At 50.8% G+C, this 24,601-nt stretch carries 20 protein-coding genes; 12 read left to right on the forward strand and 8 right to left on the reverse strand.

Going from position 1 to position 24,601, the window contains the following annotated elements; genetic code table 11:
* The first annotated feature begins 26 nt into the window (after nt 1–26).
* From Undi14_RS14200 to Undi14_RS14210, 3 genes are all read left to right on the forward strand, one after another.
* Nucleotides 27–890 carry a MoxR family ATPase gene (locus tag Undi14_RS14200; protein WP_200181019.1) on the forward strand — a complete coding sequence of 288 codons (864 nt, stop codon included), beginning with the start codon at nt 27–29 and terminating at the stop codon, nt 888–890.
* 294 nt (nt 891–1,184) lie between these two features.
* Entirely contained in the window at nt 1,185–1,631 is a 447-nt protein-coding gene (locus Undi14_RS14205; RefSeq protein ID WP_200181021.1) for a hypothetical protein, read from the forward strand.
* A gap of 31 nt (nt 1,632–1,662) precedes the next feature.
* A complete protein-coding gene (locus Undi14_RS14210) occupies nt 1,663–1,878 on the forward strand; it encodes a helix-turn-helix transcriptional regulator (RefSeq protein ID WP_234030611.1) in 216 nt (71 codons plus the stop codon).
* A 155-nt stretch (nt 1,879–2,033) separates the two neighbouring features.
* On the opposite strand, the gene acs is transcribed toward Undi14_RS14210, so the two are convergent.
* Nucleotides 2,034–4,037 carry an acetate--CoA ligase gene (gene acs / locus Undi14_RS14215; protein ID WP_200181023.1) on the reverse strand — a complete coding sequence of 668 codons (2,004 nt, stop codon included), beginning with the start codon at nt 4,035–4,037 and terminating at the stop codon, nt 2,034–2,036.
* Between the two features lie 467 nt (nt 4,038–4,504).
* On the opposite strand from acs, the gene Undi14_RS14220 reads away from it, so the two are divergent.
* The 3 genes from Undi14_RS14220 to murI all read left to right on the forward strand — a co-directional run bounded on the left by Undi14_RS14220 (nt 4,505) and on the right by murI (nt 7,790).
* Entirely contained in the window at nt 4,505–5,104 is a 600-nt protein-coding gene (locus Undi14_RS14220; RefSeq protein ID WP_200181025.1) for a TIGR00645 family protein, read from the forward strand.
* Nucleotides 5,105–5,314: 210 nt separating this feature from the next.
* Nucleotides 5,315–6,832, forward strand: coding sequence for a fumarate hydratase (locus tag Undi14_RS14225; RefSeq protein ID WP_200181027.1), 1,518 nt, complete (start codon nt 5,315–5,317; stop codon nt 6,830–6,832).
* Nucleotides 6,833–6,938: 106 nt separating this feature from the next.
* Nucleotides 6,939–7,790 carry a glutamate racemase gene (murI, locus tag Undi14_RS14230; RefSeq protein WP_200181029.1) on the forward strand — a complete coding sequence of 284 codons (852 nt, stop codon included), beginning with the start codon at nt 6,939–6,941 and terminating at the stop codon, nt 7,788–7,790.
* 94 nt (nt 7,791–7,884) lie between these two features.
* Here murI and Undi14_RS14235 read toward each other — a convergent pair whose 3' ends face one another.
* The gene (locus Undi14_RS14235) at nt 7,885–9,078 is read right to left on the reverse strand and encodes an amino acid aminotransferase (protein WP_200181031.1); all 1,194 of its coding nucleotides are present in this window, start codon (nt 9,076–9,078) and stop codon (nt 7,885–7,887) included.
* 425 nt (nt 9,079–9,503) lie between these two features.
* Between Undi14_RS14235 and nirK the strand changes: the two genes are divergently transcribed.
* From nirK to Undi14_RS14250, 3 genes are all read left to right on the forward strand, one after another.
* Nucleotides 9,504–11,000 carry a copper-containing nitrite reductase gene (gene nirK / locus Undi14_RS14240; RefSeq protein WP_200181034.1) on the forward strand — a complete coding sequence of 499 codons (1,497 nt, stop codon included), beginning with the start codon at nt 9,504–9,506 and terminating at the stop codon, nt 10,998–11,000.
* Nucleotides 11,001–11,075: 75 nt separating this feature from the next.
* On the forward strand, nt 11,076–11,924 hold the full coding sequence (locus Undi14_RS14245) for a formylglycine-generating enzyme family protein (RefSeq protein WP_234030612.1): 849 nt from the start codon (nt 11,076–11,078) through the stop codon (nt 11,922–11,924).
* Nucleotides 11,921–12,583 (forward strand): SCO family protein, encoded by a 663-nt coding sequence (locus Undi14_RS14250; protein ID WP_200181036.1) that lies wholly within the window; start codon nt 11,921–11,923, stop codon nt 12,581–12,583. Before Undi14_RS14245 ends, Undi14_RS14250 begins: the two co-directional genes overlap by 4 nt.
* Nucleotides 12,584–12,684: 101 nt before the next feature.
* Here Undi14_RS14250 and Undi14_RS14255 read toward each other — a convergent pair whose 3' ends face one another.
* The 3 genes from Undi14_RS14255 to Undi14_RS14265 all read right to left on the reverse strand — a co-directional run bounded on the left by Undi14_RS14255 (nt 12,685) and on the right by Undi14_RS14265 (nt 16,114).
* The gene (locus tag Undi14_RS14255; RefSeq protein ID WP_200181038.1) at nt 12,685–13,314 is read right to left on the reverse strand and encodes a hypothetical protein; all 630 of its coding nucleotides are present in this window, start codon (nt 13,312–13,314) and stop codon (nt 12,685–12,687) included.
* Entirely contained in the window at nt 13,311–14,435 is a 1,125-nt protein-coding gene (locus tag Undi14_RS14260) for a hypothetical protein (protein WP_200181040.1), read from the reverse strand. Before Undi14_RS14260 ends, Undi14_RS14255 begins: the two co-directional genes overlap by 4 nt.
* 557 nt (nt 14,436–14,992) lie before the next feature.
* The gene (locus tag Undi14_RS14265; protein WP_200181042.1) at nt 14,993–16,114 is read right to left on the reverse strand and encodes a DUF2855 family protein; all 1,122 of its coding nucleotides are present in this window, start codon (nt 16,112–16,114) and stop codon (nt 14,993–14,995) included.
* A gap of 109 nt (nt 16,115–16,223) precedes the next feature.
* On the opposite strand from Undi14_RS14265, the gene Undi14_RS14270 reads away from it, so the two are divergent.
* The 3 genes from Undi14_RS14270 (at nt 16,224) to Undi14_RS14280 (ending at nt 18,255) form a co-directional block, all read left to right on the forward strand.
* Nucleotides 16,224–16,664 (forward strand): hypothetical protein, encoded by a 441-nt coding sequence (locus Undi14_RS14270; protein WP_200181045.1) that lies wholly within the window; start codon nt 16,224–16,226, stop codon nt 16,662–16,664.
* 204 nt (nt 16,665–16,868) lie between these two features.
* Nucleotides 16,869–17,438: an outer membrane beta-barrel protein gene (locus Undi14_RS14275; protein WP_186885772.1), complete on the forward strand. Its 570-nt coding sequence runs from the start codon at nt 16,869–16,871 to the stop codon at nt 17,436–17,438.
* A gap of 247 nt (nt 17,439–17,685) precedes the next feature.
* Nucleotides 17,686–18,255 (forward strand): cytochrome b, encoded by a 570-nt coding sequence (locus Undi14_RS14280; RefSeq protein WP_200181047.1) that lies wholly within the window; start codon nt 17,686–17,688, stop codon nt 18,253–18,255.
* A gap of 112 nt (nt 18,256–18,367) precedes the next feature.
* On the opposite strand, the gene Undi14_RS14285 is transcribed toward Undi14_RS14280, so the two are convergent.
* The 3 genes from Undi14_RS14285 to Undi14_RS14295 all read right to left on the reverse strand — a co-directional run bounded on the left by Undi14_RS14285 (nt 18,368) and on the right by Undi14_RS14295 (nt 24,597).
* Nucleotides 18,368–21,685, reverse strand: a complete 3,318-nt coding sequence (locus Undi14_RS14285) for an amidohydrolase family protein (RefSeq protein WP_200181049.1) — start codon at nt 21,683–21,685, stop codon at nt 18,368–18,370.
* A gap of 511 nt (nt 21,686–22,196) precedes the next feature.
* A complete protein-coding gene (locus tag Undi14_RS14290; RefSeq protein WP_200181051.1) occupies nt 22,197–23,321 on the reverse strand; it encodes a CaiB/BaiF CoA-transferase family protein in 1,125 nt (374 codons plus the stop codon).
* Between the two features lie 133 nt (nt 23,322–23,454).
* Nucleotides 23,455–24,597: an acyl-CoA dehydrogenase family protein gene (locus Undi14_RS14295; protein ID WP_234030613.1), complete on the reverse strand. Its 1,143-nt coding sequence runs from the start codon at nt 24,595–24,597 to the stop codon at nt 23,455–23,457.
* Between the last annotated feature and the right edge of the window lie 4 nt (nt 24,598–24,601).

A 24,601-nucleotide genomic window follows, 5' to 3' on the forward strand; every position in this document is an offset into this window, starting at 1 on the left:
GCTAATTTAACTCTTCTGATACCACCATGACGCTGGAAACCACGACTCTCCGTTTTGATGGCGCCGACAACTACGTCGCCACCGATGATTTAAAACTTGCCGTCAACGCTGCGTTAAAACTGCAACGTCCGTTACTGATCAAAGGCGAACCCGGCACCGGTAAAACCATGCTGGCAGAAGAAGTGGCGGCAGCGCTGAATATGCCCTTAATGCAGTGGCACATTAAATCCACCACCAAAGCCCAGCAAGGCCTCTACGAATACGATGCAGTGTCACGTTTGCGCGACTCCCAACTCGGCGACGAACGCGTCAAAGACATCCACAACTACATCGTCAAAGGCGTTTTATGGCAGGCGTTTACAGCCGATCAGCCGGTCGTGCTGCTGATCGATGAAATTGATAAAGCTGATATCGAATTCCCGAATGATTTGCTGCGCGAACTCGATCGCATGGAATTCTACGTCTACGAAACACGCGAAATGGTGCGCGCCAAACATCGCCCGCTGGTCATTATCACATCCAATAATGAAAAAGAATTGCCGGATGCATTTTTGCGCCGCTGCTTTTTCCATTACATTAAATTCCCGGACAAAGAGACAATGCAAAAAATTGTCGATGTCCATTTTCCGAAACTGAAAGCAGATCTGCTGACACAAGCTTTGCAGACTTTTTACGAAGTGCGCGATGTGGCCGGTCTGAAGAAAAAACCTTCCACATCCGAATTCATCGACTGGCTGAAGCTCTTGCTGGCAGAAGACATTCCTGCCGACGCCCTGCGCAGCAAAGACAACAAAGCCATCGTGCCGCCACTGCATGGCGCCCTGCTGAAAAACGAACAAGACGTACACTTATTTGAACGCCTGATCTTCATGTCCCGCAACAATCGCTAATTCGCTAATCAATTCCGCATCAACGCGCAGACGCTTGCATACACCAGTGCTCTGCGCGTCACATCAAAATTTCTCGTTCAAAACCCGCCGCAATTTTCAGAATTAGCAGAGAACAGTTTCTCCGACTCTCGCCTCAATATCCTAATTTTTCTAAAAGCTCCTATTGTCGCAAAATGAGACCGCGTGAATTGAAAACAACAAAAGTAACTTATAAGTTACTTTTTGAGTTTTATGAGTTACCATTCTCCGGCTTAATAGACTATTCGATAATTCATTTTCAGGAAGAGGATCATCATGCAAAAATCAGATAGAGCAAAAACCGATCAGCTTATTCACGCTTCGCGAACAACGTTGTGGCTTGCATTGATTGTCGTTGCTCTCCTAGGAGCAATCGCCCTCGCCATCAATCTCTTTCCTGAATCTGGCTGGGGCAATCGACTACAGCAGCTTTTACAAATCCTGCCAATATTCATTGTTGCAGGAATATTTTCTATTCGAAAAAAAGGGCTCAAGCTAGACCCTAATGACTCAGCGATGAAAGCCGTACTCGAAGACGAGCTGCGCGTCGCCAGCGTACAGCGTGCCTATCGTTACGGATTTATCGGCGTTTTATTCGCACAACCGACACTCGCCCTTTTACTACAACTCATTCAACAAAATAACGTTTGGCTCATGTGCAGCATGAGCCTGACGCTTGGCCTCAGCGTCTTCATCGTTACCACACTCATACTGGATCGCTAGTCGATGATACGCCCATTTTTGAACCAATAAAATGAATGAACAATTAAAAACCACGATGAAGGTGCAGCGAGCGATGCGTGATCTGACTCAGGCGGATCTTGCAGAAATGAGTGGCATTACCCGAAAATCTATCAACGCCATTGAGACGGGGAATATGGTGCCATCGATTATTTTGGCGCTCAAACTTGCACGCTGTTTACAACTACCCGTTGAACAGCTATTCAGTTTGGAAGCTCTTCCGGAATAAACAAGGAAATAAGCGGTAAGACATTCAGCATCAATGCGCAGACGCTTGCATCTATCAAACTCTGCGCAAATTCGGCAAAAAAAACAGCATCACCGTTCAGGTAATGCCGTTTTTGCTGAGTAGAAAAACCGTCGTTTATTCAACGACTAAGTAAATTACTGCGCTTCTTTCAACTGATCGAGAATAGCCGGATTTTCCAGTGTCGATACGTCTTGCGTGATGGTTTCGCCTTTTGCCAGAACGCGCAATAAGCGACGCATGATTTTGCCGGAGCGGGTTTTCGGCAGGTTGTCGCCAAAACGAATTTCTTTTGGTTTGGCAATCGGACCGATTTCTTTGGCAACCCAGTTACGCAGTTCTGTCGCAATTTGTTTAGCTTCATCGCCAATCGGACGACTACGTTTCAGTACCACGAATGCGCAAATCGCTTCACCTGTGGTGTCATCAGGCTTGCCGACCACGGCCGCTTCTGCCACCAGTGGATGTGCGACCAGTGCCGATTCAATTTCCATCGTGCCCATGCGGTGACCAGACACATTCAGCACATCATCGATACGGCCAGTAATGGTGAAATAGCCGGTGTCTTTATTGCGTATCGCACCGTCACCGGCGAGATAAATCTTGCCGCCGAATTCCTCTGGGAAATAGCCTTTTTTGAAGCGTTCAGGGTCGCCCCAGATGGTGCGTATCATCGCAGGCCATGGACGTTTCACAACCAAAATGCCGCCCTGCCCGTTCGGCAAATCATGTCCGGTTTCATCCACAATGGCCGACATAATTCCAGGCAAAGGCAAGGTGCAGGAACCCGGTACGAGCGGTGTTGCGCCTGGCAATGGCGTCATCATGTGACCACCGGTTTCTGTCTGCCAGAATGTATCAACGATAGGGCAATTGCCGCGCCCGATATTGTTGTAGTACCACATCCACGCTTCCGGATTAATCGGCTCGCCCACCGAGCCCAGCAAGCGCAGGGACGACAGATCAAATTTTGCCGGATGCACATTGGCATCCGCATCGGCGGCTTTGATCAGTGAACGGATTGCGGTTGGCGCAGTATAGAAAATGGTCGCTTTATGTTTTTCTATCATGTCCCAGAAACGTCCTGCATTCGGGAAGGTTGGAATGCCTTCGAATACAATTTCTGTCGCACCGACTGCCAGAGGGCCATAGGTAATGTAGGTATGGCCTGTGACCCAGCCGATATCGGCAGTACACCAGAATACGTCAGATGGTTTGATATCGAACGTCCACTTCATTGTGAGAATTGCCCACAAGAGATAGCCGCCGGATGAATGCTGTACACCTTTTGGTTTGCCGGTGGAGCCGGAAGTGTAAAGAATAAACAGCGGATGCTCGGCGCTGACCCATTCAGGCTCGCAAACAGCAGACTGATTTGCGACCAGATCGTGCATCCACAGATCGCGTCCGGCAGTCAGGTTAATTGCGCCGCCAGTACGTTTATAGATCACCACATTTTTAACTTTTTCGCAGTCGCCCAGCGTCAGCGCTTCATCCACGATCACTTTCAGTGGCAGATGTTTACCGCCTCGCACCTGCTCATCTGCTGTGATAACGGCGACTGCGCCAACGTCAACAATACGTTCATGCAGAGATTTTGCAGAAAACCCGCCAAACACAACTGAATGCGTCGCACCGATACGTGCGCATGCCTGCATTGCGACCACACCTTCGACCGACATCGGCATATAAATCACAACGCGATCACCTTTAGTAATGCCAAGCGACTTCAGCCCATTCGCAAACTGGCAAACCTTATGATGCAATTCTTTGTAAGTCACTTTGGTGACCTCACCGCCATCTGCCTCGAAAATGACGGCAACTTTATCGCCATTTCCTTTTTGCAGATTCACGTCCAGACAGTTGTAGGACACGTTCATCAGACCATCTTCAAACCATTTGTAAAACGGCGCGTCGGTTTCATCCAGCACCGTTTCAAACGGCTTGTGCCAATGCAGATTTTCACGCGCAAGTTTGGCCCAGAAACCTTCGTAATCGGTTTCTGCTTCCTTGCACATCGCATGGTAAGCATCCATGCCGGAAATCGTTGCATTTGCAGCGAAAGCGGCTGGTGGAGGAAAAATCCGAGATTCGGCTTTTGCTTCTGGCGCGGAATTTTGGGCTGTATTAAGGTCTGACATACTTGTCTCCAATTTTTATAGTTTGATTGAAATCATCAACGAAGGAATAGGCAAACCTTAAACTTGGAGACTTACTCAAGCCTTACGGTTTGCAAGCGTAAGCAATACCAAAACAATACCAATTTACTGCATCAAGTCAGCTGCAAAATCCTGCCACTCATACAATACAACAATCACAACGAGAACAGCAGTGGCATCACCAATGCAATGCCGTGCCAATCTGCTGCCGCACTCTGTTGCCGCACAAAAATAAACCGCTTCAACAAATCCAGCGTTCTCACACGATCAGTCAGTGCCCATGTAAAATACCGCCTGCATTCATGTCAACCTGGCAGATAAAGACAGGGCTTACGCAAAGTTGTACCGGCAAGGCATGGCGACGAAGACAGTACGAATAGTACGGCCAGGAGTCATAACGTCGCTGGGACGGCTTTGCGTAAGCCCTAAAGAGACAAAGAGAACACCACATGTCAACAACAGAAACCCACAGCAAACTATCGCCACTCGCTAACCTGATATTTTTCAGCCGCTGGCTGCAACTGCCACTTTATCTCGGCCTGATCCTTGCGCAATGCGTTTATGTATTTCATTTCTGGGTAGAACTGGTTGACCTGATCGGTGCCGCACTCGGTAATCAGGCTGCGCTGCAACATATTCTTGATGCAGTTTCCACTGGCGGCGAGCGCCCGACCAAACTGACAGAAACCACGATCATGCTGGTGGTGTTAGGATTAATCGACGTGGTGATGATTTCCAACCTGTTAATCATGGTGATTATCGGCGGCTATGAAACATTTGTTTCCCGTCTCGGGCTGGACGGTCACCCGGATCAGCCGGAATGGCTGTCGCACGTCAATGCTTCGGTACTGAAAGTGAAGCTGGCAATGGCGATCATCGGCATTTCCTCTATTCATTTACTGAAAACATTTATCAATGCCGGCAATTACAAATCAGAAGTGATCATCGCGCAGACGGCGATACACATTGCCTTCCTGCTGTCTGCGATGGCAATCGCGTACTGCGATCAGATTATGACCAAGACGCAGCAAGTAGCTGCTAAACATTAATAGCAACGAACAAATACAGACCAATGATGTGCCCAACTCCCAATATCCATGCGGCGTTCCAGAGCAGTCGTCCGGACACCCGCATGGATATTGGGGCTCTGACACATCACTGGTTGACACTCGCGCAAGCACTCGTTGTGCTAAGACTTACACAACGACACAGCGCAAAGAAACCCAGCTTTTTTCATTCACCTAGCCAAGAGCCACATCATGACAGTCATTAAACAAGACGACCTGATCGAATCCGTTGCTGCAGCCCTGCAATTCATCAGTTACTACCATCCTGCTGATTACATTGCCCATCTGGCGCGTGCTTATGAAGCAGAACAAAGCCCTGCCGCGAAAGATGCAATTGCGCAGATTCTGACAAACTCGCGCATGTGCGCTGAAGGTCACCGCCCTATCTGCCAGGACACCGGCATCGTCAACGTATTCCTGAAAATCGGTATGGGCGTGCGTTTTGAAGGTTTTTCCGGCTCCATTATCGACGCCGTAAACGAAGGTGTGCGTCAGGGCTACAACAATGCCGATAACAAGCTGCGCGCTTCCATCGTTGCCGATCCACAGTTTGAACGTAAAAACACCAAAGACAACACGCCTGCCGTGGTTCACATGGAACTGGTTCCGGGCAATACCGTTGATGTCAAAGTCGCAGCCAAAGGTGGTGGCTCTGAAAACAAAACAAAATTCGTGATGCTGAACCCATCTGATTCACTGGTGGACTGGGTCATGAAAACAGTGCCAACCATGGGCGCAGGCTGGTGCCCACCAGGTATGCTGGGTATCGGTATCGGCGGTACAGCCGAAAAAGCTATGCTGATGGCGAAAGAATCCCTGATGGATGACATCGACATGTACGAATTGAAAAAACGCGGCCCGCAAAACAAACTCGAAGAATTGCGTATCGAGTTGTGCGACAAGGTCAATGCACTCGGCATAGGCGCGCAAGGTCTGGGTGGTCTGACGACAGTGCTCGACGTCAAGATCAATATGTATCCGACGCACGCTGCATCTAAGCCAGTTGCGATGATTCCTAACTGTGCGGCAACACGTCATGCGCACTTCGTACTCGACGGTTCTGGCCCGACCTACATCGAACCACCGAAACTGTCCGACTGGCCCGATGTTCACTGGAAACCAGATACAGAAAAATCCAAACGCGTTGATCTGAACACGCTGACAAAAGCGGAAGTCGCTTCATGGAAACCAGGTCAGACTTTGCTGTTGAACGGCAAAATGCTGACAGGTCGCGATGCTGCGCACAAACGTATTCAGGACATGCTGGCCAACGGTGAATCGTTGCCAGTTGATTTCACCAACCGTGTGATTTACTACGTTGGCCCAGTCGATCCTGTGCGCGATGAAGCAGTTGGTCCGGCTGGCCCGACAACAGCAACCCGCATGGATAAATTCACCGACATGATGCTGGAAAAAACCGGTCTGATCTCGATGATAGGTAAAGCAGAACGTGGCCCGGTCGCGATTGAATCGATCAGAAGACATCAATCGGCTTATCTGATGGCCGTCGGCGGCGCAGCTTATCTGGTATCGAAAGCAATCAAAACCGCCAAGGTTGTTGGCTTTGCTGATCTGGGCATGGAAGCGATCTATGAGTTTGACGTGGTGGATATGCCAGTCACTGTTGCCGTTGATTCAAACGGGACTTCGGTGCATAACACCGGTCCTAAAGAATGGCAAGCAAAAATCGGCATCATTCCGGTTCAGTAATATCCGCAGTTTCCTAAGCTAATCACCACAGGACTGAAGCAGAATAAGACCAGACAGCGAGTCACTGGCACAATTCTGCCTCAGTCCTTTTTCATGAAAACCACGTATGCCATTTGCCCCTGATGCACCAATCGGTGTGTTTGATTCCGGTGTTGGCGGCTTATCGGTGTTACAGCACATTCGTCAGACACTGCCGCACGAATCCCTGATCTATTTTGCCGACTCCGGCTTTGCCCCTTACGGCGAAAAACCGGAATCCGTCATTATTGATCGTAGCCTCGCGATTATCGATTTCCTGTTGCAACATCACATCAAAGCGCTGGTTGTTGCGTGCAACACGGCGACAGCAGCGGCAATACAACTACTGCGTCAGCGTCACCCTGATCTGATTATCGTCGGCATTGAACCCGGCTTAAAACCTGCGGCAGCGCTGACTCAATCCGGCATCATCGGCGTCCTCGCGACACAAGGCACTTTGCACAGCAAAAAATTTCAGGATCTGCGCGATCATCTGACGCAGACGACGGGCATCAAAGTAGAACAACAAGCCTGCATAGGACTTGCCAGCCAGATAGAAAAAGGCGAGCTGCGTTCTGCTGCCACCTACTCACTGGTACAGAAATACGTGACACCATTATTGAATGCGGGTGCCGATGCCATTGTGCTCGGCTGCACGCATTACCCGTTCGTTACCCCTATCATCAACGACGTGATTGCGCAAACATCAGAACCTCGCAGGCAAATACACATCATCGATACGGGATTAGCCGTCGCTCAGCAATTAAAACGACGGCTCGTCAAAGCGGATTTACTAACGCATAGCAGTGGTGGCGCCGATGACACCGCTTGGACTACGGGCAGCCAATCCAGCCTGAAAACGGCGTTCACACAGCTATTGAAAATGCCTGCGACCACGATACACACAGTAGTCCCACAACGTATACCGGCAGACAAATAAAAACGGCGCTCGACGGCGCCATTTTTATTTGCGAGCGTGATCCTTAGTATTTAGCAGTATTCAGCAAAACCGAGCAGCACCAGGCATAACCTCATTAACTCAGCACTGCCGCAATTGCCTTCGCCGTTGCTTCCACATTGCCAGTATTCAGACCAGCGACGCACATACGGCCCGAACGCACCAGATACACGCCGAACTCGTCTTTCAGACGATCACATTGTTCCGCAGTCAGACCGGTGTAGCTGAACATGCCGCGTTGCGTGAGGAAGTAGCTGAAATCGCGGCCAGGCAATTTCGCACTCAGCACATCATGCAACTGACGGCGCATCAACTGAATACGGTCACGCATCGCAACCACCTCTGATTCCCACATCGGGCGCAACTCAGGGTCTGTCAACACACGCGCCACTAATTGGCCACCATGCAGAGGCGGATTCGAATAATTGCGACGAATTGTTGCCTTCATCTGACCAAGCACATTCACCGCCTGCGCTGCATCCGGGCAAACCACGCTTAATGCACCGCAACGCTCGCCATACAGACTCATACTCTTGGAAAACGAATTCGCGACAAAGAAGCTTAAGCCTTCATCAGCCAGCAAACGCACCGCATACGCATCCTCCTCTATGCCATCGCCATAACCCTGATAAGCCAGATCGAGGAAAGCGATCAGCTCGCGCTCTTTCAGCACTGGCACCAGGGCCTGCCATTGCGCCTGCGTCAGATCGACGCCAGTCGGGTTGTGGCAGCATGCATGCAACAAGACGATGCTTTTCTTTTCTGCTGTCTTCAATGCTTCCAGCATCGCATCAAAACGCAGGCCGCCAGTCGCAGCGTCATAGTACGGATACGTTTTAACCGTGATTCCCGAGCCCTCAAACACGGCGCGGTGATTGTCCCAGGTCGGGTCACTCACCAGCATTACAGACTCAGGGAAATAACGATGAATAAAATCGCCGCCGACTTTCAGGCCACCGCTGGAACCCACTGTTTGCAAGGTCACAATGCGACCAGCCTTGACCGCCGCATGCTCTGCACCGAACAACAAATGCTGAACCGCTGTACGGAAATTCGCCGCGCCTTCCATCGGCAAATAAGGACGTGCCCCCGCTTCAGCCACCACTTTCAGCTCCGCAGCACGCACGGATGGCAGCATAGGAATCTTGCCAGCGTCATCAAAGTAAATACCGATGGACAGATTAATCTTGTTCGGACGAGGATCTTTGCCAAATGCTTCGTTCAAAGAAAGAATAGGATCGCCAGGATAGGCTTCAACGTGCTGAAACATGGTATGACTCCGGATAGTTATCAATAAGTAAGACATTGCATTGATGCGGTTGCGCAACGCAAGACAATGCAGTCAGGCGTCATTTTGACATACATGCATCGCGAAACAGGATACACATAGTGTTTTTACGAGGGAAAACTGTATCTGTGAGTATGCATTCTGCCATCTGTCCGCATACCACCTGTAGGCGCATCAAAGATATGCTTTATCCCCCATCCTATAGCACGACATCCTCCTAACGGCGTATAGCTGCAGCAATCACTTTGCTTTACTCTGAGATTCGGCTGGATCAGACCGGTAACTATTCCGGACAGTACTTTTTATACCAACACCGATGTCGACACCAGTTTTCCAGAGCAATACAGAAATGGCAGCTCCCCGGAAAACTTTGCAGCACGTCCCATCATCATTTGAGAGGTATTACTATGAAGCTCATAATTAAAACGGCTTGTGCAATGCTGGCGATGGTCACCACCCTGATCACCGCCCCTGTCGCCAGTGCTGCCGGTAATGTTAAAGCCGCTGCAAAATCAACCGGTGATTTTGGCGCACCGCAGGGTATGCCTATTCAGGCAATATTAACCAGCCCGCCGAATGTTCCGCCACCGATTAAAAGAAAATATCCGGCAAAAGTGATTGTCAATCTGGAAGTCATCGAGAAAGAAATGCCCATTTCTGAAGGCGTGAGCTACACCTTCTGGACATTTGGTGGCACGGTTCCGGGTAGCTTTATCCGCGTTCGTCAGGGCGACACCGTAGAATTTCACCTGAAGAATCATCCTGCCAACAAAATGCCGCACAATATTGACCTGCACGGCGTGACAGGCCCTGGCGGCGGCGCAGCGTCCAGCTTCACTGCACCTGGACATGAATCCCAATTCTCTTTCAAAGCCCTCAATGAAGGCATTTACGTCTATCACTGCGCAACGGCTCCAGTCGGTATGCACATCGGCAACGGTATGTATGGCTTGATCTTAGTAGAGCCACCAGAAGGATTACCTGCTGTCGATCACGAGTACTACGTCATGCAAGGTGACTTCTACACCACCGGCAAATACCGTGAAAAAGGCCTTCAACCATTCGACATGGAAAAAGCCATCGACGAAAGACCAACTTACGTTCTGTTCAATGGTGCTGAAGGCGCGCTGACTGGCGACAAGGCACTCAAAGCTAAAACCAATGAAAAAATCCGTCTGTTCGTCGGTAATGGTGGCCCAAATCTGGTGTCAAGCTTCCATGTGATCGGTGCGATTTTCGACAAGGTACGTTTTGAAGGCGGTACTAATTTCCAGAAAAATGTACAAACTACGCTGATCCCGGCTGGCGGTGCTGCGGTCGTGGAATATACAACCAAAGTTCCGGGTAGCTTCGTGATGGTGGATCACTCCATCTTCCGTGCATTCAACAAGGGTGCGCTGGCCATTATCAAAGTGGATGGGCCTGAAAATAAAGCCATCTATTCCGGTAAAGAGGTCGATGCGGTTTACCTGGGTGACCGTGCCGGCCCTAACCTGGCTGCAGTCACCAAAGCGACAGCCAATGCAGCCAGTGGCACACTGACATTGCAGGATCAGGTACTGGCAGGAAAAGCCCTGTTTGAAGGCACCTGCTCAGTCTGCCATCAATCCAATGGTGCTGGTTTGCCGGGCGTCTTTCCTCCTCTGACAAAATCAGATTACCTGAACGCCGATCATCAGCGTGCGATCAAAGTAGTGCTACAGGGACTCAGTGGCAAAGTCACAGTCAATGGCAGCGAATTTAACTCTGTAATGCCGCCGATGAATCAGTTAAATGATGATGAAGTCGCCAATATCCTGACGTATATCCTCAACAGCTGGGATAACAAAGGCGGCCAGATCAAGAGCGACGATGTGAAGGCCATCCGTGCGAAAACCACGGTAAAAGCATCGGCTGAACACTGATCGCCAATACCAGGCAGATATTGCGCATAGATTGAATAGCTACTGAACTTGATTTACTTTCCACCGGAGAACCCGTTGAGTACTTTGTCCAGACCAGGTAATACATCCACAGTACTGGCAAGCTTACGGGTTTCCTTCGGAATTCCTTTGCTGATCGTGGCGTCACTGCTATCAATCAGAGGGATAGCACAGGCAGCATCGACAGAAAATTATCAGACCATTCCGACAGGCAGCATCGATAGTGTGCTGTCTGCCGGACGCGGCCTCAGCAATCTTCCCGTCAAAATCAATGCGTTTTATCTGCGTACGCAACCTGTCACAACGGCAGAGTTTTTTGCATTTACCAAAGCACACCCTGAATGGGAAAAAGCCAATATCCCCAGTATTTTTGCGGATGAGAGTTACCTCAGCCAGATACCTGACACCGGCCCCGCAGCCAGTCAGGCGGATACTCCGGTAACACAAGTCAGTTGGTTTGCCGCCCAGGCATACTGCGAATCCGAAGGCGGACGGCTTCCTTCCTGGTACGAATGGGAATATGTCGCAGCGGCCGACGAAACGCACGCCGATGCGCGCAAGGACCCGAAATGGCGAGCAAAGATTCTGTCCTGGTATTCCCAACCCGGCAGTTCCAGCCCAGTCAAAGTCGGTGGCGTCGCCAACTATTACGGCGTGCGCGATATGCATGGCCTGATCTGGGAATGGGTGGACGACTTCAATGCCTTGCTGGTCAGTGCAGACAGCCGTAATCAGGGCGACCCTGATCAATTACAGTACTGCGGAGCCGGAGCAATCAGCCTGCAGGATAGAGATAACTTTGCCATACTCATGCGCGTTGCCTTGCTGTCCGCCATGAATGGCGCCAACACTACGCGACAACTGGGTTTTCGCTGTGCGAAAAACCTACCTCAGGAAAAACCATGAAACGATTGAACTCATTGACTACCGGCCTGTTGTTCTCGGCAAGCTGTCTTTTGCTGGCATCAGCCACCTCCGTGCTGGCACAAACAGCTGACGGTTCCGCTTCCAGCACCAGCGCCAGCACCACCAGCAGCGTCACCGCCACCGCAAATGCCAAACCCCTGCCCGGTAATTCGGTCTATAAGATTGCTGCCACGCTGAGCAATCAGAATAACGAATCCTTCACACTGGCAGACAAGCGTGGCAAACCTGTGTTGGTCAGCATGTTTTATAACTCATGTGAATTTGTCTGCCCTATGCTGATCGAATCGATGCGGCTGGTGGAAAAAGACCTGACCCCGGCAGAGCGCGACAATCTGTCCATGATGCTGATCACCTTCGATCCGGCACGCGACGACACGCAGGCACTGCAATCGGTCGCCAGCAAACATGAACTGAATTCAAAATACTGGACCATTGCCCGCACCGACCCAGCCAGCGTCCGCAAGATTGCTGCTGCACTGGGCATTCAATACCGTCTGCTGGAAGACGGGGAATTCAATCACACCACAGCCATGATACTGCTGGATGGCAATGGCAAAATTGTGGGTCGCACACAGAAAATCGGCACGTCTGATCCGGCTTTCCTGAAACAAGTCAGAAAAGCCCTGCAAAATCCGTAACGGCACACGCGTTCAGTACGCTCAATACACATCGTTAAAAAAGCCCTGCGTCAGACAGCTGATGCAGGGCTTTTTCTTTTGTCGGCAAGCTGTCAGACACGTCAGACGACAGTCTTCGGGTAGCCAATTGCGTCAGCCTCGGCATAGACTGCACTTAAATCAGCATCGGCGTTCAGCGCCAGAATGAGCGCATCATCAAGCGGCTGATGAGAAAACAGCGCCTCTACCGCGGCAAGCGACACAGCAACTTCGTAGTACTCTTCCGCCCACGCTTGATAGGCCGCGGGCGACGACACGATCAGCGCAAGCATGTCGTCGGAACCATCATGACCTAAACTGCTGCTGACCTTACTCCAGCCCACATCGGCCGTTTGTCGCCAGTAGCAAAAAGTTGCGCGCTCCATAGAAAATGCCGGCTCCTGCAAAAATGACGCAAAATTGGCCGGCACCTGCGCCTGAATGTTTTGAGGAAGTTCAGCATCATCGGCCAGTTCATGTGCGTAACCCTTGAGCGCCGCCCCGGCAGCGTCCAGCAGCAAGAACCAGTCATCGCCGCAACCATTCCGCATCGATGCCATTTCTTCCCCCTGCCCCCAATGGCGATCAAAGCTGTAATAGCGATATTCCCATTCCGGACAAAGTATCGCATCCAACATCGCCAGCGATTGCGTGACCCGGCGTATTTTCGGAATGGATGGTAGTAAGTTAGGCCGCAGCACCTTGGTGGTCACTCAAATTCCTCGCGCTTCGTCTCTGTAACGATCTCTTGACGTCTTTCGTCCTCGCACTTGCAGCAAGCGAAATACTTTATTCTTTCCATATCGCCAGTCACGAACTCGTCACAGTGAGGGCATGTGACCGCGCTCCAACCTCGATCAAAGCAAGAAACGCAACTCCACAATCCATCGATGTAGAAGACAGACGGCTTTGGGTACTCGCACTCGTGGCAGTGAGCCACACAAGGGGCCCCGTCCTCCCACCAGTCGTCACCTGTCTTATACTTGGCCTTACATAGTGAAATAAGTTTGTCGGTGTCGATTGGCTCTGCACAGTGTGGACAAGACTTGACGGTAGGTTTGAAAAATTCAAACTCGCAGCTACACTTGTCACAGGCAACTTTCTCCGCTGTGGGCTTAGTTGCTAAACCCATTTTCTGGCACACCATACAGTTGTAGGTCGCGCCCCAAGGATGAGTTCCGCTAACTAACCCTGCCTCAGCTTCGCAACTGCTGCACTTTACGAAGGTACATCCCTCGCGCTGTTTTTGACTAATTTTCGGCTCAAGCTCCTGGAACCTAGAATGGATAAAAGCTTTTTCTTTTAGGATTCTCGCGTGAAGGCGATCAAAATCATGAAGATAGGCCTTGAATGTTTCTTTCCACTTAACAGTGAGGAGCTCTTTAAGGCAGCTCCACGACTTCCATTGTTCAATTACAACGCCAGCTTTACTGCCACCGACATCCGGGTAGTCTGTGTGAGCGAAGTGAACGATCTGATTGCGGTGCTCCGCGAGGGTTTTGAAGTTATTTAGCGCCGTCTCCTCGATTGCCTCGCCGACAATGTCTTTTAGTCTCCTGGCGGCATCGTCCAAGTAGACAGACTGAAAATCGCCAATGCAAAAGCTTGTCAGGTTCGCCGACTCTGGTTTTCCAACGATCAGAGTCCAGTGTTCTGCCATCAGTCTCGCCTTCAGAAACAGTTCTATAGCAGTGTAGAAGTCAACAATTCCGTTCTTGGGTCGCTTATTAAGGTTATCAAGGGATGCGTCGATAAAATCGATAGCATTCTTTACGACCGCGTCGAACATCTCGTCCTTTGTTTGCTGACGCTGTTGAATGTACTTCCGTGCCATAAATGAGGTGCCTGAGATTAAACGGAATTTTTTGGAGTAAGAGCCGAAAACTGTGAAATTTGCAGCCTAACTTGTTTTAAAGAGCAAAATGGCAAAGTATCAGATCAATAAAAAATAAGCAACAAACTCCAATGCGTCGCAAATCCTTATCAGGTATCGCTTTTTTCGCCATACCCGATTAAAAATACAGTACAACAACAGTAACCTGCTTGCGCGGCACCTGCGTTCGTCGCAGCCTCAAATATGCCCAGGCATCACATCAGATTGACGCACAGACACATCCAACTAAATAAACGCACCACGTCATGCGCCGAAACTCGAGGAAAAACGTCTGTATTCTGCATACTCCCCCCTGTTTTTGGCTAAACACCCCAAATCTCAGCATAAACATTGGGCTTGTAGATATACCCCGGGGAGTATATTTTCTGAGTTTGAAGGGCTTGGAAAGGATAAGGAAAGCACCTGAGGCTGCCAGCCAACGCGGTGAGTACAAAAAATAAGAGGCAGGCAATCGGGCGATTTGCCTGCACTCGGGAAGGTCTAGCTCTGAAAATCGTTTAATCCAGCGGACGGCACAGTGACAACACATGCCCCTGATCCGGGCGGGCTGCACCACTCAGCATAGCCTCATACACCTGACGCACATCAGCTTCGCCGTAACCGTGGCTGATCTGCATCCACGGTTTTTCAGCCGCCATGACGGGCTGCATGAAGGCTTGCCATGCGTCTGCAAGGCGTTTCTGTACGCCGCCCGGGCCCCAGTCTGTCATGCGTTTTTTGATTTGTGCCGGGGCAAAAAACAGGGTTGGTCGCGCACCCGGCAAACCGGATGCACCGCTGAGTTCATCCCAGTGCGTGCCGCCGACGGCGCAGCTGTATTTCATGTTGTCGCCGAAATGATGATGCAGCAGGCTGCGCAACTGCCCGTTGCCCGCCATATCGACATACACCACGGCCTGATCAGCCGTCAGTGTGGCGACCTCGTCATAGCTGATGACCTGATCGTAAATCCCCATATTGCGGACGAAATCCAGATTCGCTGCCGAGGTCAGGCCGATCACTTTGCAGGTTTTGTCCTTGCGCTGCGACAGCATGAACGCGAGGCCATACGCCGTTTTGCTGGAGGCACTGGAAATCAGCACCGATTGCGCCCCGAAAAACTGGTTGTCATCGAGAAAATCATCGATCATGAAGGATGTAATAAACAGCGGCCGCAGCAGCACTTGCACGTCTTCCGATTCTTTGGTGTAGCCAGGGTCGGTCGTGGTTCTGACGTAATGGTTGTACAAACCGTGCATAGCCTGACGGTGTTCAGCCCCATCCATAAAACCAGCGTCTGAGACGCGGGTAGCATTCACGGTCAGATGCGTCGCCATTGGGTAGTAGCCATAAAAACGCTCACCAACCTGCACACCTTCGGCTTTGGTCGCAACGACATCGGCAAAGCCCCAGACCGGAATATTGCCCCAGCCCTTTTCTGTGGGAAAGAAATTCCAGTATTGCATGGCCTCGCCAAAAGCGGCATAGGTAACGTTATTCGAGGTGAAGGCAAAACGGTCTATCTGCAGCAAGACCTGTCCGTCTTGCAGCTCGCCCTGCGTTGGTACACGCAAAGGGACGAATCTGGATTCAGGCAAGTGGCTTTTGTTGACGATGAATTCTTTCGGCTGGATGCTCATGTCTCGTTATCTGTTTTGTTAAAAAATGCAGTATTGCATGTTTTTTGACATCTTTTTTCCCCGGTCACCGTTGTGATTCAAAAAATGCGCCTCGTCACTATCGATGATCGTGCGTCTTCTCATCGGCAACGCCACCGATGCCGTTGTTTATCCAGACCAGACTACAAAAGGCATAATGACGGGCAAATTTGACACATTTCACAAAAAACCAGCGCAGCGGCAAAAACACAGCCAACGAAATAAAAGCACAGAACGCACCAAGATGAACATCAAATATTCCATCCAAACACAAGACAGGAAATTAAAGTCGGAATGCACCAACCTGAACACTACTTTGGTGCACCGCAATAAAATAAGAAAAATCAGGCGCTCACAAGCTCTGATTTTACAAACCAAGAAATTCACTGGCGAAAAAAAAGCCCGCATTTGCGGGCTTAAATCCAAAACCTATGAGGTGTTGGAGGAGACAGTTCCAATATACTGCATTGCAGCAAAAATATCTACCTCAATGACAAAAAAAGACCATTATTTTTTTATTTGCCAAAATTAAGGACCCTTCAAAGCAAACTAGTTGCTTCAAACATACACATTGCAGGCAACACAATAATTATATTTGCGACAACAATATTAAAAATGTAAAATGTTCATTGACGTTCATTTAACGAAATTAACTTGAATCAACGTCAGATTCCGGTGATGCCAGATACGTTCAGGCACATCACTTACTTATCCCTATAAAAAAAAATTTTTACACATGATTAAGAAAAATATTATCGCTGCAGCTCTGCTCGCTACTGGTTTCGCTATGAGCGCAAGCGCATCCGCACAGGCTTATGTTGGCGGTACAGTTGGTCAGGCAAGATGGAATGTAGACTGCCAAGGTGCAGCTCAGTGCGATAAAACAGACACAGCATTTAAATTACTGGGCGGACTGGATCTCTACCCTAACATCGCTGTAGAAGCCAGCTACTTCTCTCTGGGCAAAGCAAGCGCAAGTGACAGCGGCCTCAAAGGTGAATTTAAAGCAAGCGGCGTTGACCTCGTTGGCGTATTCAAAACTACACCAGTCAATGGTTTCGTTGGCTTCGCTAAATTGGGCGTTGGCTACATCAAAGGCGAAGTCAATGCGTCTTACGGCACACTGAAAGGCTCCCTGTCCAAAAACTCCGCTCAAGCAGTTGCAGGCTTGGGTGTGACTTATCAACTCACAAACAATGTCAGCCTGCGCGCTGAATACGAACGTCGCGATGCAAAAGTTGCTGACGTCGACGGCGCAAAAGTAACGATTTCCAACTTCTCCGTTGGTGCTCAATACGCATTCTGATGCATTGATTACCTTGTGCAATCCATCATAAAAAAAGGCATGCTCAGGCATGCTTTTTTTATTGAAAAATACGCACGCTATATTGATCCACCCAGACCGTACTCTGACTAAACAATTATCTTCACGAGAAGATCGTCACGACCTATCGTTCGTATCACATCACTTGCAGGAATACACCGCTGTCTAATGGCACAGCAAATTTCAGATATGATCGCCCTTCCGAATCATTATCTGAAAGTACACAAGCATGTCGAATTCCTTCTTATCCAAAGACCAGCCAGACAGATTAAGTAAAACCAGCCGCGTATTGCATTGGCTGATCGCACTCGGCATGATCGCGCTGCTTTGCGTGGGCATCATCATGACGAAAAATGAGCTGTGGAATCTCTACGACCTGCATAAATCGATAGGCTTACTGCTGTCGGTGTTGATTATTTTTCGTGTGATCTGGAGAGCTATGAATGGCTGGCCGCATCCGGCCGGGCACTATCGTCCAGTTGAGAAATTTTTAGGAAAAATCACGCACTGGGGGTTGATCGTCGGCAGCGTTCTGATTCCCGTGTTCGGTATGATGCACTCGGGTTTCAGCGGACATGGCTTTGGAATTTTCGGGCTGGAAATCGTGAAGGAAAATCCAGACCCGCAACGCCTCAATGAAGTTCTCCCTATCTGGGAAGCCGGATATAAATTCGGTCAGGCAGGCCATCAATACATCAGCTATCTTCTGATATTTCTGCTGGTTCTGCATATTGCCGGTGCACTGAAACATCACCTTATCGATAAAGATAAAACCTTGCTGCGTATGCTGGGAAAATAAATTTCAAAAAAAAGCCGGTGTATTTACAACACCGGCTTTTTTCACTTCTTTCGCTGCCTGGAATGCCTTTCATTCATTGCATTCATTTTTTACGGAACGGCAGCTCGGCAGCTTATTCTTCTGCATGATTATGTGAATAATCATTGGCTTCCACCGGCACGTTCGCGCCATTGATACCTTCAAAGAAGAAAGGTTTGCGGGCTTTTTTGCTTGCGCCGGTTTCATTCATGCTGGCGGTATCGTATAAACGGCCATTGATCATCACTTGAGTAATGCGGTCAGACTGGCGGATGTCTTTCAGCACATCGCCATCGATCACCATCAGATCGGCCAGTTTGCCCGGTTCCAGCGAGCCCACATCTTTATCCAGACCGAGGTAGCGCGCGCCGTTAATCGTCGCGCTGCGGATCGCTTCGATCGGCGTCATGCCGCCGCGCACCAACGTCCACATTTCCCAATGCGCCGCCAGACCTTCACGCTGACCGTGTGCCCCCAGATTCACAGGCACGCCCGCTTTTTCCAGCGCCACCGCAGTTTCTGCGGTACGGAACACATTGAAGTCTTCTTCCGGCGCAGTGACACGGCGCACACTGCGCGGTTGCAATACCGAGCGCGGCACGTATTTAGACAGGAGTGGATGCTTCCAGACATCAGTACGCGCATACCAGTAATGTTCACCATCCAGACCGCCGTAGGCAACGCCGAGTGTCGGGGTGTAACCGACCTTGGTCTGCGACCACAACTGTTTCACATCATCGTAAACTTTTTCCACCGGCAGCGCATGCTCGACACCGGTATGACCATCAACGACCATCGTCATATTGTGCTGAAATAGCGATCCACCTTCGGGCACCACCATCATGCCGGTCTGCCGTGCGGCTTCCAGAATCTGCTGACGCTGTTCGCGGCGTGGCTGATTGTAGCTTTTCACCGAGATCGCGCCTGCTGCTTTGAGGCGTTTCAGATGCGTCATCGCGTCATCCAGACTATTCACCACAGCGCTGAAATTGCCTTTTGCGCCGTACAGAATTGTGCCGGTGGAAAAAATACGCGGCGCCACCACTTCTCCGGTTTTTTGTAATTCGCTGTGCGTGAAAATATCATTGGTGTCGTTCGACGGATCATGTATCGTCGTCACACCGAAAGCGAGCGACGCGTAATCGATCCAGCTTTGTTGCGGGATAATGCCGCCCTCGCCCATGCCGCCATGCCAGTGCACATCCACAATGCCCGGCAATATCGTCTTGCCTTTCGCATCAATCACGGTTGCACCAGCAGGTGTCGCCACCTCTGACGTTTTGCCTATCTGCACAATGCGATTATCTTTGATGACGATGCGACCGTCGTCTATCACTTCATCTCCTTTCATGGTCGCAATCTTGGCACCAGAAATCACAGTCACACCGGCAGGTTTATCGGCCTTTTGCGCAAAGCCTATCTTCAAGCCGTTTTCACTGAATTTCGGCAATTCCTTCGGCGCACCGGGCACGAAAGCAAAAGCGTCTTTCAGATCGCGGGTGAACAATTCATCGCCCAGCGCAAAATGAATTTTCTTGCTATCGCCCGACCAGTGCAGATACTGGCCTGCATTCACATCCAGCTGTTTGACTGGCAGCGCATCCATTTTCTGGCCTATCGTGATCGGCTTGCCCGCCAGCGGCAACGGCGTCACATACGCATGGAAACGCTCGCCGAACGCCAGCCACTCGCCATCCGGCGAAATCGCAAATTCACCGGCAAACTCACTCTTTGCCACCGCCTGTTCCGGCGATTTATCCAAAGGTACACGCACCAGCGATGTCGTCCATTCGACTTCGCCTGTGTATTTGGTGCGGCTGACGTACACCGCGCTGCCATCTTTACCAAATTGCGGCGCACTACCTTCATCGGTCACCAGCACAGGTGCAGATTTACCATCGGCATTGGCGATATACACACCTGTTTCCACCGCATACCACGGCGTCGTCAGGTAACCGCCTTTGGCTTTGACGAAAACGACTTGTTTGCCGTCCGGCGAGAAACGTGCCTGCACATATTTACCCGGTGCTTTCGTGATCAACGTTTCTTTGCCTGAGGCGATATCCAGCACCTTCACCGTACCAAGTTTCTGATCGTTCCAGGTCGTATACACCACGCTCTTACCATCGCGGGAAAAGCTAGGGAAATATTCAAAATTCTCTGTTTGTTTTGTCAGGCGACGTGGTGTGCCATTCGGTAAATCGCGGACATATAAATGACCCAGCGCCGAATAAATCACTTTATCGCCCGCAGGTGCAACATTCACCCAGCGCAGCTGATGCACGTCGAACTGATCCGGCGCGACATCATGCGCAAAGCGCAATGCCGGACGAATTTCACGAGTGTCTTTGACGTGGAAAGCGATCTCATTTGCTTTGCCTGCAAACGGATCAAGTCGCCATAATTTTCCCTTCGCCCAGACCACAATTTCTTTACTGCCCGGCATCCACGCAAACGCAGGATACACGCCGTGGATCGCCCAGGCTTCCTGCATATCGCGTTCCAATTCCGGCCAGGCGGCAGTTTCAGCGCCGGTCTCCAGATTTTTCAGGAACAAGGTAGATTGATTGCGGACACGGCGCACGAAGGCGAGGTATTTGCCATCCGGCGAAGGCACAGGACGTACCGCACCGCCGGGGCCGCTGACGATGGCTTTGACTTTACCATCCTGCAAATCTTTGCGGAAAATCTGATAAATCTGCCCATTCGAATCTTTGTTATATTCAAACGACGTGCCGCCGGTTGTGTCTTGCGAATAATAGACGTAACGACCATCCGGCGAAAATGCGGGTTCGCCCAGATCTTTTTGCCAGTTCGGTTTTTCATTCAGTTGTATGCCTGCACCACCGCTGGTGTGATACATCCAGATTTCACCGGAACCCAGCGAACGCGTGCCGCTGTAATGTTTGCGGGCGGCGATGTAATTGCCATCCGGATGCCAGACCGGATTATTCAACAGGCGGAAATCTTCTTTGGACACCGCGCGCGGGTTGCTGCCATCCGCATCCATCACCCAGACATTATCGCCGCCACCAGCGTCCGACATAAACGCTATGTGTTTGCCATCAGGCGAAAAACGCGGCTGCATTTCCCATGCGAGCGAATGCGTGAGTGCTTTCGCCTCGCCACCGCTGACAGGCAGGCTGTAAATATCGCCGAGTAAATCAAACACCACTTGCTTGCCATCAGGACTGACATCGACACTCATCCAGGTGCCGCTGCGGGTATCGATATTCACCGTTTGTTTTTCACCGGGCGGATTATTCACATCCCATTTTTTCTTATCGGCATCCGCTTTTTTTTCAGCTTTAGCGTCAGCAACGGCTGGTTTTTCAGCATCGGCTGCGAAAGACACCGCCGGAAAACACATCATGACTGCCAGTGCACCCGGCAAAAGTCTGGAAACACGCATCAATTTTCTCCCTGTTGATTTTTTTCAGTTCACCTTCGCCCGCCGTTGTCCTGCCAAATTGTAGAAACAGGCTGAGCGCAGATAATATTTGGCGTCTATCGGATACGAAAAACAGGCAAATAGTTCCCGTTGAACACGCATTTAGTTACTGTTTAGTTGCAGTTTCATTTCAATTTTACGATGGCGGACGTCGCGTCTTGTGCGGTGACGAAGAATATTCTGGAACCGCCTGAAGAGACCGCAGATTCTGCCGCCCAAAATCGATCATAGAGAAACGCATCAACCCCAGAGACACCAGTAGCGCAAGCCAGCACAAGGGGGAATTTGCCTGCAAACCGTCTGTAAAACGTCAAAAACGGCTTAAATATACTCCCCCCAGTATATTTTAAAGCCCTTTATTAATAAGGAGATGAAGGCGAAAATGGCAGATACTCCCTGTTTTTCTTCATTTTCCGGGCTTTTTATGAGGTCGGACGACAGCCGGGCCAGCATTCAAATCAGCTCGCGCTTGTTACCGAGTTGTTGACGCAACACCCCAATCACGCAGAATATCCTGGCTGTGCTGCCCGGGCTGCGCCGGTGCTTGCGGCACATCCGGCACGCTGCGACTGAAACGCGGTGCAGGAGCTGGCTGCGTCACGCCAGCTATCTCAATAAAATTCTGCCGCGCTAGATTATGCGGATGCTGCGGTGCCTCGGCCATATCCAGCACAGGCGCAAAACAGATGTCGGTGCCTTCCATGATCGCGCACCATTCAGCCCGGGTTTTGCTGCCAAAAATCGTCGCTAATTTTTGTTTTAGCTCCGGCCAGGCCGGCGCGTGCATTTGCTGCTGAAACGCGGGATCGTTGATGCCTGCGTGTTGCAGCAATAACTGATAAAACTGCGGCTCTATCGCACCGACCGAAATGAATTTACCGTCCGCGCAGGCGTAGGTATCGTAAAAATGCGCGCCGCCATCCAACATATTGCTACCGCGCTGATCATTCCACGCGCCGTAAGCGCGGAAACCATACAACATCGCGCCGAGCAAGGCGGAACCATCGACCATCGCCGCATCGACGACCTGGCCGCGCCCGGATGTTTTCGCTTCCAGCAACGTGCACACCACGCCGAACGCCAGCATCATCGCGCCGCCGCCAAAATCACCCACCAGATTCAGCGGCGGTGCTGGCGGCGTATCGGGCCGGCCCATCGCGTGCAGCATACCGCTCAAGGCGATGTAATTCAGATCGTGCCCTGCAACTTGCGCTAAAGGACCATCTTGTCCCCAGCCTGTCATGCGGCCAAACACCAGATGCGGATTTTTTTGCAGGCAGACGTCCGGCCCGAGACCCAAGCGTTCCATCACGCCGGGACGAAATCCTTCTATCAGCGCATCGGCTTTACCGATCAGTTCCAGCAAAGTCGCGCGGTCTTGCGGCTGCTTCAGATCGAGTGCCAGCGAACGTCGGCCGCGCGCCATCACATCGTATTTCGTGCTCAGCATGGGAAATGGATTAGCCGCACCGGGCACCGGCGGGCGATCTATGCGTATGACTTCCGCCCCCATGTCGGCAAACATCATCGCCGCAAACGGGCAAGGCCCCAGACCCACCATTTCTATGATGCGCAAACCACTTAATGGACCACTCATACTGCCTCCGGAGAATGATTATCTGATGCAAGGTGCGTCGCGTTTTCAGCCATACGCTCCGCATCGTCGTACCAAGCAGCACACGCAATTCTGTCAGAACGACGACACTCGGATCGCTTTGCAGTGCGGCCGCTTACAAGCCGCGGGCGATGATTTCTTTCATAATCTCATTCGCGCCGCCATAAATGCGCTGCACCCGCGCATCGACATACATCTGCGCAATTGGATATTCAAGCATATAGCCATAACCGCCGAACAGTTGCAGACATTGATCGATCACTTTGCATTGCAGATCGGATATCCAGTATTTCGCCATCGACGCAAGCTCAGTATCCATGCGCCCTTCGAGCATATCGACGATGCAACGATCTATGAAGGTACGGGCAATGGTGGCTTCAGTTTTGATTTCCGCCAGCACGAAACGGGTATTCTGCATGTCTATCAATGCCTGACCAAACGCCTTGCGCTGTTTCGCATACTCCACCGTCAAGCGCAAAGCGCGCTCAATTGCGGCGACACCCGAGACACCGAGTATCGTGCGTTCATACGGTAACTCTGTCATTAGCTGTGCGAAGCCCCGACCTTCCACGCCACCGAGTACCGCATCCGCAAGCACGCGCACATCGTCAAAAAAAAGCTCGCAAGTATCCTGCCCTTTCTGACCGATTTTTTCTAGAATACGACCGACTTTAAAACCGGGGCAATCTCTTGTTTCCAACAACATCAGCGAAACGCCTTTGGCGCCCGCGTCCGGATCAGTTTTGGCGACCACGACAATCAGATCAGCCAGATAGCCATTCGAGATAAAAATTTTAGAGCCATTAATGCGGTAACCATCTGCATCCGCCAAGGCGGTGGTGCGTATGCCTTTCAGATCAGAACCGGCGCCGGGTTCGGACATCGCAATCGCCGCGACCATTTCACCGCTCGCCAGCAAGGGCAGATATTTTTTCTTTTGCGCTTCCGTGCCCTGATTCAGAATGTAGTGCGCCACAATCGCATGCACATGGATGCCGAACGCCATGTCACCGGCATAAGTCAGTTCTTCAAACACAATCGCCTGATGCGCAAAAGTGCCACCGGAACCGCCGTATTCTTCAGGGATATCGGCCAGCAGCATGCCCATCTCGCCACCTTTGCGCCACAACTCGCGATCGACGTGTTGCTGTTTAGCCCAACGTTCCTGATGCGGTACCACTTCACTCTCAACAAAACGGCGAATCGCGTCGCGGAAACCTTCCAGCTCCGCTGTCATCCAGGGGGATGTATAGTGCATAAAA

It is taken from the genome of Undibacterium sp. 14-3-2, assembly GCF_016595265.1.
Lineage (GTDB): Bacteria > Pseudomonadota > Gammaproteobacteria > Burkholderiales > Burkholderiaceae_D > Undibacterium > Undibacterium aquatile.

Bases quoted from the DNA above. Each gene is read 5' to 3' on its own strand.
- Undi14_RS14200 (WP_200181019.1), top strand. From the start codon at position 27: ATGACGCTGGAAACCACGACTCTCCGTTTTGATGGCGCCGACAACTAC.
- Undi14_RS14205 (WP_200181021.1), top strand. From the start codon at position 1,185: ATGCAAAAATCAGATAGAGCAAAAACCGATCAGCTTATTCACGCTTCG.
- Undi14_RS14210 (WP_234030611.1), top strand. From the start codon at position 1,663: ATGAATGAACAATTAAAAACCACGATGAAGGTGCAGCGAGCGATGCGT.
- acs (WP_200181023.1), bottom strand. From the start codon at position 4,037: ATGTCAGACCTTAATACAGCCCAAAATTCCGCGCCAGAAGCAAAAGCC.
- Undi14_RS14220 (WP_200181025.1), top strand. From the start codon at position 4,505: ATGTCAACAACAGAAACCCACAGCAAACTATCGCCACTCGCTAACCTG.
- Undi14_RS14225 (WP_200181027.1), top strand. From the start codon at position 5,315: ATGACAGTCATTAAACAAGACGACCTGATCGAATCCGTTGCTGCAGCC.
- murI (WP_200181029.1), top strand. From the start codon at position 6,939: ATGCCATTTGCCCCTGATGCACCAATCGGTGTGTTTGATTCCGGTGTT.
- Undi14_RS14235 (WP_200181031.1), bottom strand. From the start codon at position 9,078: ATGTTTCAGCACGTTGAAGCCTATCCTGGCGATCCTATTCTTTCTTTG.
- nirK (WP_200181034.1), top strand. From the start codon at position 9,504: ATGAAGCTCATAATTAAAACGGCTTGTGCAATGCTGGCGATGGTCACC.
- Undi14_RS14250 (WP_200181036.1), top strand. From the start codon at position 11,921: ATGAAACGATTGAACTCATTGACTACCGGCCTGTTGTTCTCGGCAAGC.
- Undi14_RS14260 (WP_200181040.1), bottom strand. From the start codon at position 14,435: ATGGCACGGAAGTACATTCAACAGCGTCAGCAAACAAAGGACGAGATG.
- Undi14_RS14265 (WP_200181042.1), bottom strand. From the start codon at position 16,114: ATGAGCATCCAGCCGAAAGAATTCATCGTCAACAAAAGCCACTTGCCT.
- Undi14_RS14275 (WP_186885772.1), top strand. From the start codon at position 16,869: ATGATTAAGAAAAATATTATCGCTGCAGCTCTGCTCGCTACTGGTTTC.
- Undi14_RS14280 (WP_200181047.1), top strand. From the start codon at position 17,686: ATGTCGAATTCCTTCTTATCCAAAGACCAGCCAGACAGATTAAGTAAA.
- Undi14_RS14285 (WP_200181049.1), bottom strand. From the start codon at position 21,685: ATGCGTGTTTCCAGACTTTTGCCGGGTGCACTGGCAGTCATGATGTGT.
- Undi14_RS14290 (WP_200181051.1), bottom strand. From the start codon at position 23,321: ATGAGTGGTCCATTAAGTGGTTTGCGCATCATAGAAATGGTGGGTCTG.
- Undi14_RS14295 (WP_234030613.1), bottom strand. From the start codon at position 24,597: ATGCACTATACATCCCCCTGGATGACAGCGGAGCTGGAAGGTTTCCGC.